General features: G+C 72.0%; 13 protein-coding genes. 5 read left to right on the top strand and 8 right to left on the bottom strand.

Annotated elements, in window-relative coordinates:
- Window positions 1–99 precede the first annotated feature (99 nt).
- Window positions 100–1035 carry an excalibur calcium-binding domain-containing protein gene (locus EIL87_RS06930; protein WP_125089350.1) on the top strand — a complete coding sequence of 312 codons (936 nt, stop codon included), beginning with the start codon at window positions 100–102 and terminating at the stop codon, window positions 1033–1035.
- Between the two features lie 403 nt (window positions 1036–1438).
- On the opposite strand, the gene EIL87_RS06925 is transcribed toward EIL87_RS06930, so the two are convergent.
- A complete protein-coding gene (locus EIL87_RS06925; RefSeq protein ID WP_233576079.1) occupies window positions 1439–2257 on the bottom strand; it encodes an SDR family oxidoreductase in 819 nt (272 codons plus the stop codon).
- A 245-nt stretch (window positions 2258–2502) separates the two neighbouring features.
- Between EIL87_RS06925 and EIL87_RS06920 the strand changes: the two genes are divergently transcribed.
- Window positions 2503–2802: an acyl-CoA thioesterase gene (locus EIL87_RS06920; RefSeq protein WP_233576078.1), complete on the top strand. Its 300-nt coding sequence runs from the start codon at window positions 2503–2505 to the stop codon at window positions 2800–2802.
- Between the two features lie 118 nt (window positions 2803–2920).
- Here EIL87_RS06920 and EIL87_RS06915 read toward each other — a convergent pair whose 3' ends face one another.
- From EIL87_RS06915 to EIL87_RS06890, 6 genes are all read right to left on the bottom strand, one after another.
- The gene (locus EIL87_RS06915; RefSeq protein WP_199740317.1) at window positions 2921–3757 is read right to left on the bottom strand and encodes a sugar phosphate isomerase/epimerase family protein; all 837 of its coding nucleotides are present in this window, start codon (window positions 3755–3757) and stop codon (window positions 2921–2923) included.
- A 5-nt stretch (window positions 3758–3762) separates the two neighbouring features.
- Window positions 3763–4914 (bottom strand): dihydrodipicolinate synthase family protein, encoded by a 1152-nt coding sequence (locus EIL87_RS06910; RefSeq protein ID WP_125089348.1) that lies wholly within the window; start codon window positions 4912–4914, stop codon window positions 3763–3765.
- Entirely contained in the window at window positions 4911–6059 is a 1149-nt protein-coding gene (locus EIL87_RS06905) for a Gfo/Idh/MocA family protein (protein WP_125089347.1), read from the bottom strand. Before EIL87_RS06905 ends, EIL87_RS06910 begins: the two co-directional genes overlap by 4 nt.
- Window positions 6060–6134: 75 nt before the next feature.
- Entirely contained in the window at window positions 6135–7142 is a 1008-nt protein-coding gene (locus tag EIL87_RS06900) for a LacI family DNA-binding transcriptional regulator (protein WP_125089346.1), read from the bottom strand.
- 101 nt (window positions 7143–7243) lie between these two features.
- The gene (locus EIL87_RS06895) at window positions 7244–7708 is read right to left on the bottom strand and encodes an Ltp family lipoprotein (RefSeq protein ID WP_125089345.1); all 465 of its coding nucleotides are present in this window, start codon (window positions 7706–7708) and stop codon (window positions 7244–7246) included.
- A 426-nt stretch (window positions 7709–8134) separates the two neighbouring features.
- Window positions 8135–8842, bottom strand: coding sequence for a GntR family transcriptional regulator (locus EIL87_RS06890; protein ID WP_125089344.1), 708 nt, complete (start codon window positions 8840–8842; stop codon window positions 8135–8137).
- A 99-nt stretch (window positions 8843–8941) separates the two neighbouring features.
- Here EIL87_RS06890 and EIL87_RS06885 point away from each other — a divergent pair, with 99 nt between their 5' ends.
- Window positions 8942–10273: an MFS transporter gene (locus EIL87_RS06885; RefSeq protein ID WP_125089343.1), complete on the top strand. Its 1332-nt coding sequence runs from the start codon at window positions 8942–8944 to the stop codon at window positions 10271–10273.
- On the top strand, window positions 10270–11286 hold the full coding sequence (locus tag EIL87_RS06880; protein WP_125089342.1) for an L-idonate 5-dehydrogenase: 1017 nt from the start codon (window positions 10270–10272) through the stop codon (window positions 11284–11286). Before EIL87_RS06885 ends, EIL87_RS06880 begins: the two co-directional genes overlap by 4 nt.
- Window positions 11287–11357: 71 nt before the next feature.
- On the opposite strand, the gene EIL87_RS06875 is transcribed toward EIL87_RS06880, so the two are convergent.
- Window positions 11358–12269: a LysR family transcriptional regulator gene (locus EIL87_RS06875; protein WP_125089341.1), complete on the bottom strand. Its 912-nt coding sequence runs from the start codon at window positions 12267–12269 to the stop codon at window positions 11358–11360.
- A gap of 301 nt (window positions 12270–12570) precedes the next feature.
- Here EIL87_RS06875 and EIL87_RS06870 point away from each other — a divergent pair, with 301 nt between their 5' ends.
- Window positions 12571–13998 carry a DNA-binding protein gene (locus EIL87_RS06870; protein ID WP_125089340.1) on the top strand — a complete coding sequence of 476 codons (1428 nt, stop codon included), beginning with the start codon at window positions 12571–12573 and terminating at the stop codon, window positions 13996–13998.
- The last annotated feature ends 65 nt before the right edge of the window (window positions 13999–14063 follow it).

The raw sequence follows: 14063 nt of genomic DNA, 5'->3' as shown, positions 1-14063 counted from the left end.
GGTTGGTCCGGTGGGGTGGTGTTGGGGTCGAAAGGGCGGAAACCGCTCGATCGAGTGAGCGATCATCGGGCTCCGAACGCGAGCGCGGTGAGGAGTTCGATGGTCTTCGGGATCGTCCACCTGGTCGGTGCGGTGGCGACGGTGGTCATGAGCGTGCTGCTGTGGCGGCAACGAGCGAGGCGGGGACGCGCGTGGCCCTGGGCCATGGCCGGGCTGGTCGCGGCGTTGGTCTGGCCGTTGACGCTCTGGCTCGCCGTCGGCGCCTACTGGTCCCGGCAGGACGCGTCGAAACGGGCTCCGCTGATCGCGGGAGCGTGCGCGCTCTGCGCCGTCGTCGGACTGCTGGTGGTCGGCTCGCTCGGGGGCGGGCCCGCGCAGCGGGCGCAACCAGCCGGGCCGCAGGTGCTGCGGGAGCCGAACTCCCCGCCGCCCTCGATGCCCGCGCCGAAACCGCTGATCGCCCCACCTCCACCGCAGGAGCGAGCGGTGGTGCAGCAGGTCCTCGACGACGACCGGGTGCTGATCGCGGTGCCGGGCGGGGCACCGCGGGTCGTCCGCGTCGCGGGCGTGCGGGCCCCGGCGGCGGGGGAGTGCTGGGTCGGGGAGGCCCGGGCGTTCGCCGAACGCACGCTGCGCGGTGCGGCGGTGACGGTCACCTCCGGCGTCGGTTGGAGCAGCGGCCGCAGCGCGGAACCCGAGGTCTCGCTCCGCTTGCCCGACGGCGTCGAGTACTCGTCGCTGGCGCTGCAGCGGGGTGTCGCCCGGCTCTACCCGCACGCGTTCCTGGCCGAGGGGCTGACCGCCGAACTCACCCAGGCCGAAGCCACCGCGAAGTCCGCCGGCACCGGGATGTGGGGCGAGCGCTGCCGTCCCGCCGCCCAGGCCGCGTCGCCGACCGCGGCCGGGGTCGTGCTGCCCGCCCACTACGCCACGTGCGCGGACGCCCGGGCCGCGGGAGTCGCACCGCTGCGCCGCGGCGACACCGGGTATTCGTCCGAGATGGACAGTGACGGAGACGGTGTGGCCTGCGAGTGACTCCGGCCGAACCGGAGGTGGCGCTCGTTGATCTTCACGCAGCGCCAGGATGTCGTGGCAGTGGTCCCTCTTCACCCGCCACGGCCTCGTCACGTCCGAGCGTGGGAAGGCGTCGATGGCGCGCTGGCCGTACCCGGCGGTGCAGTTCTCGATCACCGGCCGCTGACCGGGGCTCTGCTTGGCCGTGACGCAGTGGCCGTGAACCGCCGCGCCGCACCTGGCGCAGCAGGCGGACGAGGAACGCGCCCACCAGGACGGCCTTGAGCGTCCAGCTGTGGTGGGTGCAACCGAAGGTGAAGGTCAGGTGCGGGACACCGGAGCGCACTTCTCGTTCGCAGACGGTCGTCTCGGTCGCGGCGACCTCGCGGCCCTCCACGCTGGAGGTGATGCCGCTGGGAGCCTGTCAGTGCTGGGGAGGGCTGCTCCCGGGCACGACGTCGGGGATCGGCAACGGCATGTTCGGCGTGACGAGGCCGCCGTCGACCGCCAGCACCTGGCCGGTGACGTAGGAGGAGGCGGGGGAGGCCAGGTAGAGGATCGCCGCGGCGATGTCCTCGGGGACGCCGAGGCGGCGCAGCGGCGTGTGGTCCTCCAAGGTCGCCTTCATCGTCGGGTCCGCGGCGACGACCTCCAAGGCTTCGGTGAGGATCGCGCCCGGCGCCACCGCGTTGACCCGGATCCGCGGGTTGAGGTCGGCTGCCATCATCCGGACCGCGTGGTCCAGCGACGCCTTGGCGGCGCCGTAGGCGAGGTACCCGCGCCCGGCCAGGTGCCCGGTGCTGCTGGAGACCATCACGACGCTCGCCGCGTCGGACTCGACCAGGTGCGGTACGGCCTCGCGCACCAACCGCACGCCGTGCACGACGTTGTTCTCGAAGGACTTCCGCAAGGCCTCGTCGTGGGTGTCGGCGAACGGCCGGGGCCTCGACCCACCGGTCACGCTCACCACGACGTCGATGCGCCCCAGCTCCTCGGCCACGCGGGACACCGCCCGCGCGACGGCGTCGGCGTTCCCGGCGTCGGTCGGGACCGCCACGGCCCGACGCCCCATCCCGCGGGCCTGCTCGGCCACGGATTCGACCTGCTCGGGCGTCCGCGACAGCACCGCCACGTCCGCCCCGGCCTCCGCCAGCGCCAACGCCGTGGCGGCACCGATCCCGCGGCCCGCTCCGGACACCAACGCCACCCGGCCGTCCAACCGGAACATCGGCAACGTCGCCACGCCCGCCTCCTCACCCCACGGCTTCATCAAGCAAGTGCTTGGTAGGCTATCGGGTCGTCCAGCGCGTGGCCAGGCCCGAGCGCCTGCGCTCGTCGAGAACCGACGCGGCTGAACGGCCTCGGGGACGGTCCTCCGCGTGGACACTTCGCTACGTCGGAGTTCCCCCACACCGGTGCGGTGCGCACCCGCGCCCTCCGAACTTCCCCGAGGAGGGCGTCAGGGACGCTGAGCCGTTCCCCGTGCGGATGACGGTGCGCGTCTACGAGCTCGACCCGCAACGCCACGTGAACGGTGCGGTCTACGTCCAGTGCTCCGACCACGCGCGGTTCGAGTGCCTGCAGGCGGCCGGTGTCGACGTCGACGATATGTTGGCCGACGGCATCGGCCCGGTGAACCTGGAGACCAACCTGCGCTACCACGACGAGTTGCGTGGCGGCGACGACGTCGACGTGACCTGCGCGTTCCGGTGGGGTGCGGTGCGGGCAAGACCTACCGCGTCGAGCAGCTCCTGCGGCGAGCCGACGGTGAGATCGCCGCCGAGGTGACCCACCCCAGCGGCCTCCTCGACCTCGCCACCCGGCGCCTCGTGCACGATCCCGCCGAGCAGTGGCGGAAGCGCGCCCAGGAGCCCGGGCTCCTCGGGCTCGGGTAGCCCTGCTCGCCTCACCCGGTGAGGTGGGGGAGGACCAGGTCCCGGTAGCGGGAGATCATCGTGGCGATGACCTGGTCGCCGGGGGTGTTCCAGATGTCGGCGCTGAAGATCTCCACCTCGACGTCCCCGGTGTAGCCCGCGGCGGCGATCATGCGGGTGGTGGCGGCGAAGTCGATGACGCCGTCGCCCATCATCCCCCGTGACAGCAGGGCGTCCTGCGCGATCGGCAGGGCGAAGTCGCACACCTGGTAGGAGGCGATGCGGTCCTCCCGGCCTGCGCGGGCGATGTTCTCCGCCAAGGCCGGGTCCCAGAACACGTGGAAGGTGTCGACCACCACCGCCACCTCTGCCGGCGGGTGCGGGGCCGCCAGGTCCAGGGCCTGTCCCAGGGTCGAGATGACGGCGCGATCGGCGCAGTACATCGGGTGCAGCGGCTCCAGCGCGAGCCGGACACCGTGCTCGCGGGCGAACGGTGCCAGGTCCGCGATCCGCTCGGCGACGCGTTCGCGGGCACCCGCCAGGTCCCGATCACCTTCCGGCAGGCCGCCCACCACCAGGACCACCGCGTCCGTGCCGAGCGTCGACGCCTCCACGATGGCCGCGCAGTTGTCCTCCAGGGCTGTGCGCACACCGGCCTCACCGGCTGCGGTGAGGAAGCCGCCCCGGCACAGGCTCGACACCCGCAGGCCCGCCTCGCGGAGGAGCGCGGCCGACTCGGCCAGCCCCTCCTCGGCGACGCGGTCGCGCCACAACCCGACCGCGGGCAACCCGGCGCGGACGGCGCCGTCGACGGCCTCGCGCAAGGTCCACCTCTTCGTCGTCGCGATGTTCAGCGACAGCCGCCCCAGGTCGTTCACCGCTGCACTCCGTTCACCGCGAGGAAAGCGCGCATCCGCTCCTCGGCCGCGTCCGGGTCGACCAGCAGTCCCGCCCGGTCGGCCAGCCGGAACACCTCAGCCAGGTGCGGCACGGAGCGGCCCGCGTGCAGGCCGCCCACCATCGAGAAGCCCGGCTGGTGCCCGTTGAGCCACGACAGGAACGCGATGCCGGTCTTGTAGTGGAAGGTCGGCTGCTCGAAGAGGTGTCGACCCAACGGCTCCGTGCTGTCCAAGATGGACTTGGCGGTGAGCGGGTCGTCCCGGTCCAGTGCCTGGACCGCTGCCGATGCCGCCGGGTGGACGGCGGCGAAGATCCCCAGCAGCGCGTCCGAGAAGTCCCCTCCCGAACCGACGATGAGCTCCGGGTAGTGGAAGTCGTCGCCGGTGTAGAGGCGAACGCCTGTGGGGAGTACCCGCCGCAGCGCGACTTCGCGCTCGGCGTCGAGCAGCGAGACCTTCACCCCGTCGACCTTCTCCGGCCGGGAGCGGATGACCTCCAGGAACGTCTCCGTCGCCGTGGAGACGTCCTCGCTGCCCCAGTAGCCGCGCAGCGCCGGGTCGAACATCGGGCCGAGCCAGTGCAGGACGACCGGCTCGTCGGCCTCCTCCAGCAGCGTCCCGTACACCGAGGCGTAGTCCTCGGCGGAGCGGGCCACCGCTGCCAACGCCCGCGAGGCCATCAGGATCACGCGCGCTCCGGCACCGGCCACGACCTCCACCTGCTCGCGGTAGGCGTCGAGCACCCGCGGCAACGTCGGTGTCCCGGTGAGGTGGTCCGTTCCCGCGCCCGCCGCGATCGCACCACACACCGAGCGGGCCTCGGCCGACGAGCGCCGCACCAGTTCGGCGGCCTCGGGCCAGCCGAGGCCCATCCCGCGCTGCGCGGTGTCGACCGCCTCCGCGACGCCGAGCCCGGAGGACCAGATCCGGTGCCGGACGGCCAGCGTGGTGTCCCAGTCGAGGTCCGCTGGCGCGCCCGGCACGTTCTCGCCGAGCACGCGCGGCACCACGTGCGCCGCGGCGAACACCGCACGGGACCGCAACGGCCGCACGGGTTCCGGCCACTCGCGCGGTGGACCCGTGCTGTGCTCGACCACGCGCCCGTCGGCCTGGGGGAGGAGGATCACGGCCTCACCTCGCTGATCTCGACGCGCCGGCCCTCGCGCGAGGATTCCAGGCCCGCTTCGGCCAGCCGCACGCCCCGCGCGCCGGCGAGGAAGTCGTAGGGGTGGTCGCCGTCGTCGCACAGGTGGCGCAGGAACTGTTCCCACTGCGCCTTGAAACCGTTCTCGAACTCCCGGTTGTCGGGCACCGGTGACCACTGGTCGCGGAACGGCGTGGCGTCCACCAGGTCCGGGTTCCACACCGGCTTGGGGGTGTGCACCCGGTGCTGCGCGACGCAGCGGTGCAGTCCGGCCACTGCGCTGCCGTGGGTGCCGTCGACGTGGAACTCGACGAGCTCGTCGCGGTGCACCCGTGTGGTCCAGGACGAGTTGATCTGCGCCACGATCCCACCGGACAGCTCGAAGATGCCGTAGGCGGCGTCGTCGGCCGTCGCCGCGTAGGGCTCGCCGCGCTCGTCCCGACGCTCGGGAACGTGCGTGATGGCCTTGGTCGTGACGGCCTCGACCCGGCCGAAGAGGTTCTCCAGCACGTAGTTCCAGTGCGGGAACATGTCCCTGACGATGCCGCCGCCGTCCTCGGTGCGGTAGTTCCAGCTCGGTCGCTGTCCGGGTTGGAGGTCGCCCTCGAACACCCAGTAGCCGAACTCCCCGCGCACCGACAGGACGCGCCCGAAGAAACCCGACTCCACCAGCCGGCGCAATTTCAGCAAGCCCGGCAGGTACAGCTTGTCGTGCACCACACCGGTCCTCACGCCGGCCTCGTGAGCGAGCCGGACCAGCCGCAGCGCGCCCTCGAGGTCGTGGGCGAGCGGTTTTTCGGTGTAGACGTGCTTGCCGGCGGCCAGCGCGCGGGTGATGGCGGACTCGCGCACCGACGTCAGCTGCGCGTCGAAGTACAACTCGTCCGGGCCGGCCAGCGCGGCGTCGAGGTCGGTGCTCCAGCGGTCGAGGTCGTGGGCCGCGGCGATCGCGCGGAGCTTGTGCTCGTCGCGGCCCACCAGGACCGGGTCGGGCACCACCCGGATGCCGTCGGAGAGCGCCACCCCGCCCTGCTCCCGGATGGCGAGCACCGAGCGGACCAGGTGCTGCCGGAAGCCCATCCGCCCGGTGACGCCGTTCATGACGACACCCAGCCGCCGTTCGGCCATGCCGAACCTCCTCCGGAAGAAGGAAAGCGCTTACCGCGACGGTAGGCCGGATCGGGTGCCTGGTGCAAGGGGACCTCAGCGGGGCGGAGTGCTCTCGCGGACGATGACCTCGCCGCGGACCTTGCGGCGGCGCGGTCGCGCCGTGCGCTCGCCGAGCACCAGGTCGAGCGCCACGTGCCCCATCTCGGTCAGCGGCAACCGGACCGTGGTCAGCGCGGGGGTGACGTCACGCAGCGTCGAGATGTCGTCGAAGCCGGCCACGGCCAGGTCGCGCGGCACGTCGACCCCGCGCTCGCGGCACGCGGCCATCGCGCCCATCGCCATCAGGTCGTTGATCGCGAACACGCAGTCCACGTCGGCGCCGCAGTCCAGCAGCCGGTGCATCGCGCGGAAACCGCCGTCACGGCTGAACTCGTCGGCCACCACGACCGGCTCGTCCTCGGGCCACCCGGCGGTGAAGCCCTCGTGGCGGTCGCGCGAGACCAGCAAGTTCTCCGGCCCTGCCAGAACCGCCGGCTTGCGGTAGCCGAGTGCCGCGATCTCGGCGGCGAGGTCCTGCGCGCCCGTGCGGTTCTCCACCACAACGGTGTCGACCTGCAGCTTCGGTTCGCTGATCGCCACCACGCGTCCGCCGGAGGAGACGAACGGATCGATCTGGGCGTTCAGCTCGCGCAGGTGGGCGCGGTCGCTGGTACGGCTCCCGGCCAGCACGATCGCGCGCCCGCGCTGCCGCCGCAGAGCACCCAGCAGCTCCAGCTCGCGCTCCGGACGACCCGCGGTGCTGCACAGCATGACCAGCAGCCCCTGCTCCTCGGCGGCGTTGGCCAGGCCCGCCGCGATGGTCGAGAAGTACGGGTCGGAGATGTCGTTGACCATCAGACCGACCAGGTCGGTGGAACCGCGGGCCATCGACTGGGCCTGCGCGTTCGGGGAATAGCCGAGCCGGGTGGCCGCCGCCAGGACGCGTTCGTGCAGCTCGGCGCGCACCACGCGGTCACTGCCGTTGAGCGCTCGCGAGGCGGTCGCGAGCGAGACGCCCGCCTCCTTGGCGACGTCGGTCAGAGTCGCTGCTCGTGCCGCCACGACGCTCCTCGTGCTCGGGGGGATGCGTGTTCCCCCAGGATAGCGCCGGCGATCAGCTCCTCCGGAACGCGATTCCTCGCGGCACGCCGGTGGCCGCGCGGTCAGCCTCCGAGGTGGGACGTCGCGTACTCGGCCTGCTCGGGGGTGAAGCGGTCGACGGTGATCAGCCGGTCGCGGACCTCCGCACCCGAGGCGTGGGAGATGCCCCGGTACTCCTCGGCGCTCTCCAGCGCCTCGGCGTTCCAGTCGGCCCCCGAGTGGGCGGCGGCCCAGGACGCGACGTCGGGCGGGAACTGGTCGACCGTGGCCAGCTGCTCGGTCAGCCCGGACTCGGAGAAGTGGGCGGAGTCGACGTAGGCCCGCGCGGCTCCCAGCGCCTGTTCGTGCAGGGGTGACGGGGACGGGGGCTCCTCCTCGTCAGCGACGTGCGGAGCGGTGCCGGTGAAGCCCTCGGCGCCCAGGTAGCTGGGTTGCGCTGCGTCGTCTTCGGCGGTGCAGCCGGCCGCAGCACCGATGATCAGCCCTCCCGCGGCAACGGCGGCGGCGATGCGGGCGCGCGTGTTCATCGTTCCTCCCCCCGTCGTGCAATCGCATCGTGGCGCGACAGGTCGGCGGAGGGCAGTGCCGAAAGTCCCGACGATCTTTCCGAAGCCGTTCTCTCCCGCGGGAATTCCCCACGCAGCCCTGTCAGGAGAGGGGGAGGGGTCACACCGGTCGTCGTCGAAAACACGTCGGCAGAACGGTTTTGGTCATCACCGGCGCCGGGAGCGCTCTCCGCGGTTCAGGCTCGCCGGTGCGCTGCTGGCCCTCCCGCGGGCTGCCTGACTTCCACGGGAGGAACCGTGGATCACGTTTTCCGCTCGGTCGCGATCTTCGGCGGCAGGGGACTTGCGAGGGCCGATGAGTGCTCCGACCACCGCCGTGCTGGAAGGCGCGCACGGGCACGGCCGCTCACGCTCGCGCGGCGGGAGCGAGTGCGGGGGGCCGAGCGATCACTGCCAGACGGTGGTGGTCTTCCGGACCGGGGTGGCGTCGGAGTCGGTGGCGAAGAGCTCGGGTTTGCGGTTGCGGAGGTCTTCGATGTCGGTGAAGACCGCGCGGAGGTGGGTGCGCATCGTGCTGCGGGCGCGGTCGAGGTCGTGCGCGCGGAGGGCGTCGAGGATGTCGACGTGCTGCCGCGCGTAGACCTGCGGCGGGCTCGACTCCAGGCCCAGTCGGCGGGCGCGGTCGAGGTGGCCCTTGGCGGAAACCACCGTGGGCCAGGCTCGTTCGTGGCCGGACAGGCGAAGCAGCCCGCGGTGGAACTCCTCGTCGAGGGCGAAGAAGTCCTCGACGTCGATCTCGGGTGAGCGCTGGCGGGCCAGGTTGTCCTCGAGCACGGCCAGCACGTCCGGGTGGGGTTCGGCCGGCACGTCTTCCAAGGCTCTCAGCTCGACCGCCTCGCGCAGGAACTGGGCGTCCGCGACCCGCTGCGGGTCCACGCGGGAGACGAAGGAGCCGATCTGCGGGAACACCTGCACCAAGCCTTCCTCGGCGAGCAGGATCAGCCCCTCGCGGACCGGGGTGCGGCTCACGCCCAGGGCGGCGGCCAACTCCTTCTCCGACAGCGCTTCCCCGGGTTGGAGTTCCAGGGTGAGCACCTTGCGCCGCAACGTCTCGTAGATGGCACGGCGATGGGGGCGCTTCGCGGGCTCGGGCACGAGGCCAGGTTAGCCGAGGGTTGACCTCGCTGATCGGTCAGTGCTTGTATACCAGCACTGCCACATCAGTTGGGCCGGCGTGGAGCGAAGGAGCGCACGATGACGGAGAGCCCGCGCACGGCGAGGGTCGCGAGACGCTCGACCCGCGAGCTGAGCAAAGCCGCCGTGTCGGGCTGGCTGGGCACTGCCATGGAGTTCATGGACTTCCAGCTGTACTCGCTGGCTGCCGCGATCGTCTTCAACAAGATCTTCTTCCCCGACGTCAGCCCCGCGATAGGGCTGATCGCGGCGATGGCCACCTACGGGGTCGGCTACGTCGCGCGGCTGGTCGGTGCCTTCTACTTCGGGCGGATGGGCGACCGGATCGGCCGCAAGAAGGTCCTCTTCCTCACCATCACGATCATGGGCGCGTCGACGACGCTCATCGGTGCCCTGCCGCCGTACGAGACGATCGGCATCGCCGCGCCGATCCTGCTGGTGGCGCTGCGGCTGGTCCAGGGCTTCGGCGCCGGAGCCGAGATCGCCGGGGCGACGGTGATGCTCGTGGAGCACGCGCCGGTCGAGCGGCGCGGGCTGGTCTCCTCCTTGGTGTCGCTGGGCACCAACTCCGGAACTCTCGCCGCGTCCGGTCTCTGGGCGTTCCTGCTGCTGGTGTTGTCCGAGGAGCAGGTCATCGCCTGGGGCTGGCGGCTGCCGTTCCTGCTGAGCTTCGTGCTCCTGCTGTTCGGCGTGTGGATGCGCTCGAACCTGCAGGAGAGCCCCGTCTTCGAGGAGAGCAAGGACGTCGCCCGCACCGAGAAGAGCGCCCTCGAGGCGGGTCTTGAGCAGCGCAAGGGGCGGGCCTTCCTGCTCGCGCTCGGGCTCCGCTTCGGTCAGGCCGGCAACTCCGGACTCGTGCAGACCTTCCTCGTCGGCTACATCGCTTCCTCGCTGGCGATCAACCGGTCGGTGCCCACCAACGCCATCGTCTACGGCTCGCTGCTCGGCTTCGCCACGATCCCGCTGGTGGGGGTGCTCGGTGACCGCTTCGGGCGGCGGCCGGTCTACCTCGGGTTGAGCCTGCTGACCGCGATCATCGCGGTGCCGATGATGGCCACCATCGCCACCGGGAACACGGTGGTCCTGACGATCGCGGTGGTCGTGAGCCTCAACATCGGCGTGCTGAGCCTGTTCGCGGTCGAGAGCGTCACGATGGCCGAGCTGTTCGGCTCGCGAACCCGCTTCACGCAGCTCGCGGTCGCCAAGGAGATCGGGGGCACGTTGGCCACCGCGATCGGGCCGGTCGTGGCCGCGAGCGTGACCGCCTGGACCCAGCACTGGTGGCCGATCGCCGCCATGCTCATCGCCTACTCGCTGATCACGCTCGTCTCCGCCTGGTTCGCGCCCGAAACGCGTGGCCGGAACCTCGTGCGACCGGAGGACGCCCTGTGAAAGCCGTTGTCGTGCACGGCCCCCGCGATGTCCGCGTCGACGAGGTCCCGGACCCGGAACCCGGTGACGGGGAGGTCCTGCTGGCGCTGGAGTGGGGCGGGATCTGCGGGTCCGACATCTCCTACTGGCGCCACGGCGGTACCGGGACGGCCGTGCTGCGCCACCCCGTGGTCCTCGGTCACGAGGTCGCCGGACGCGTCGCCCGGCTCGGGCCTGGCGTGTCCGGCGTGGAGGTCGGGCAGCCGGTGACCGTGCACCCGGCCGAGCTGGTGGGCGAGCCCGCGCACCCGGAAGGGCGCAGCAACCTGCACCCCCACGTCCGCTACTTCGGCTCGGCCGCATTCGACCCGCACACCGACGGCGGGTTCAGCCAGTACCGCGCGGTCCGGGTCGACCAACTGCGGGCGCTGCCGGACGGGGTGTCCACGCGCCAGGGGGCGTTGGCCGAACCGCTCGGTGTCGCGCTGCACGCGGTCAACCGCGCCGGATCCCTGCGCGGCAGAACGGTTCTGGTCAACGGCGCCGGACCGATCGGGGCCCTGGTGGTCGCCGCTGCGAAGCACCGGGGAGCCTCGGCCGTGGTCGCCGCAGACCTCGCGCCCGCCTCGCTGCGCATCGCCAAACGCATGGGTGCTGACGAGGTGCGTGCTCTGTCGGCACAGCCGTTGCCGGGGGAGGTCGACGTCTCCTTCGAGGCCTCCGGCTCGCCGGCCGCGATCGGCCCGGTCCTGCGCGCCACCGCGCGTGGCGGCACGGTCGTCCAGGTGGGCAACCTCCCCGGTGAGGCCGTCTCGGCGGCGCTCGGCGACCTGGTGACGCGCGAGATCACCTGGTGCGGTTCCTACCGCTTCGTCGACGAGATCACCGACGCCCTCGACGTCCTCCGGGGCGGGCTCGACGTGAGCCCGCTGATCACCCACACCTACCCCCTGGCCCAGGCGGACCGAGCTCTCGAGACGGCAGCAGACCGGTCCACGGGCAGCAGCAAGGTCCTCCTCCGCCTGGACGACTGACCGCGCGCACCGGTCGGCCTGGATCACCGCGGTGCCCGGCGTCGGGGCGCCGCCGGAGGTCGTGGGTGGGGTCAGGCGAGCGTGGTGGCGGCGAGGAGTTCTTCGAGGTCGACCCGGCGGGCCGTGTCGACGAAGGCCTTGGCGAGGATGGGTTCCGGGTCCCGGTCGTGCAGGACCAGGCCGATGGTCTTGCTGATGGTGGGTTCTTCCAGGGGCACGGCGCGCATGCCTTCGGGAACCCCGAAGCGCATCAGCCACGAGTGGGGGAGGACGGTGGCCCACGGCCCTTCGCGGACGTGCGCGTAGAGGGCGCTGATGGAGTTGGTCTCCACCGCGGGCTGGGGCCTGGCCTGGGCCTCGTCGAACACCGAGTTGAGGATGCGACGGTTCTGCATGTCCTCGGAGAGCAGGCACAGCGGCAGATCGGCGGCCTCCGCCCAGGTCGCCGTGTCCTGGTCGGCGAGCTCCTCCTCGGCGGCCAGCAGCAGGTAGCGCTCGTGGTAGAGCGGCACGGTGCGGACCCCGGTCAGGGGTTCGTTGTCGATGTAGGTGACCCCGACGTCGAGCCCGTACTGCGACAGCCCTCGCTGGATCTCGATCGAGGTCATCGAGCTCACCTGCACCCGCACCCGCGGCTGGTCCTGGCACAGCACGGAGGTCAGGACCGGCACCACGCACAGCGCGGTCGGGATGCAGCCGATGCGCAACCGGCCGCTGAGCCCCTCCCGCATCGCGCCGACGTCCTCGATCAGCGCGTCCCGCTCGGCGAGGATGCGGTAGGCCCACTTCAAGATCCGCTCGCCCTCGGGGGTGAAACCGATGAAGCGGTTCCCCCGCTGGATGATCTGGACGTGCAGCTCCGCCTCGAGCTTGCGGATCGCAGCCGACATCGCCGGCTGGGAGATGTAGCAGGCCTCGGCGGCGCGAGCGAAGTGCTTCTCGCGCGCGAGGGTGGTCAGGTACTCCAGTTGCCGAAGCAGCATGCCGGGCATGCTAGACCCGCGTTCACCAGCGCGGGGCGGCGTTGCCGCGTGGCGGACGAGCGATGGGACCAGCCGCTCCGGCGGGACCGTGGAAGTCGCTGCGGGAGGGCCGGATCCGGGTCGCGCAACTGCCCGGGAGGACGGTCCTCGCACCGCCGGGCACGAAGATCAGCGCCTGCGTGTGCGGCTGCTGCAACCGGATGGATGTCCTTGATTCGGGTGGTGGGCCGCCTTAACGTGACGGAGGTCACCGTCCTGGTGGGGCGATGGCGCATGTCCGTGCTACGACGAGGAGGTCGTGATGGCCGGCTTGCTCCCGCCGTTGGAGATCACGTCGGGCACTCCTGGCGGAGAATCGCTGACCACCGCGACGTCGTCCGTCGCCCAGGCGTGGGAGACCTTCGCGACCGGTGGCGACGTCACCTCCGACGTGCGCCCCGACATCCTCGCGTCCTGGTACCGCTGTCGCGACCAGTACGAAGTGGACCCGGCGCTCGACGTCGCGCCGCCCGCGCCCGGCCACCACGACGACCAAGGACCTGACAGCGACGTGCTCTTCACCCAGCTCGGCGGGCTCGGTGCGCTGGCGGGCCGCGACGTCGAACTCGACGGCGGCGTCGTCGCGGTGACCGACGGCACCGGCCGCATCCTCGGCACCTGGGGCGACCCCTCGGCCCGCCGCCGCGCCGAGATGTCGAACATGGCCCCCTGGTCCTCGTGGTCCGAGCAGTGCACCGGCACCAACGGCATGGGCACCTCCTTCGAGGTCTCCGGCCCGGTCACCGTCACCGGGGCCGAGCACTGGTGCGAGGGGTTCCACCAGTGGGCCTGCGCCGGCATCGCCATCCGCGACGTGGTCACCGGGTCGGCCATCGCCTCGATCAACATCTCCCGTTGGGGCGCAACGCTTTCCGGTCACGTGCCGGTGTGGTTGCAGAAGGCCGCCACCAGCGTCGAGCAGGAGATCCACCGCAGGGCCCTCGGCGAGGCCACGCAAGTGGTCAACGCCTTCACGCAGGAGCGCACCGACAGCAGCGGCCCGCTGGTCGCGCTCGACCGCGGCGGCCAGGTCGTGGCCGCCAACGACGCGGCGATGTCGCTGCTGCGGTTGCCGGCCGACGCTCCGGCCTCGCGCGGGGCGGTCGACCCCGCCGAGCGGTACCGGCCGGACATCCCCGAGCTCGCCGAGGTGGTCCGCTGGGCGGCCACCCGCGCTGCGCAGGATCCACAGTGGAGCGGTTACGCCCAGCTCGGGGTGAGCGCCGAAGGCGCGATGCCCGCGACGCTGCGGCCGATCGTCGACGCCAACCGGGTGGTCGGCCTGCTCTGCGCCTTCGGGCTGCAGGAGGGCGAACCGCACGGCCGGGCGGGCGAGGGCTCGGCGGTGCCGATGCCGCCGCGGGTCATCGGCATCCGCAACGACCGCCTCGTGCTGCTGGCCCCGTCGGAGATCCGCTACGCCGAAGCCGACCGCAACACCGTGTGGCTCAGCACCGACCGCGGCCGGATCCTGGCCGCGACCAGGGGTCTGGACCACGTCGACCGGTCGTTGACCCGCCACGGCTTCCGCCGCGTGCACCGCCGGTTCCTGGTCAACCTCCGCCGGGTCGCCGAGGTGGAGCGCGGGACCAAGGGCGAGCTCTTCCTGATCACCGACCCCCGGGTGCCCGAGCTGGTCCCCGTCTCGCGACGCCACGCGCCCGAGGTGCGTCGCCTCCTGGGTGTTTGACGGCCGCCAGCGCTGCCGGAGCGCCGCTGCGGGCGCAAGCTCGTGGTGCACCGCTCGTAGTTCAC

The organism is Saccharopolyspora rhizosphaerae, assembly GCF_003931915.1.
In the GTDB taxonomy this organism is placed as follows: Bacteria; Actinomycetota; Actinomycetes; order Mycobacteriales; family Pseudonocardiaceae; genus Saccharopolyspora; species Saccharopolyspora rhizosphaerae.
The sequence above is the reverse complement of the archived record's forward strand: the minus strand, read 5'-3'. Positions and strand labels throughout refer to the sequence as shown.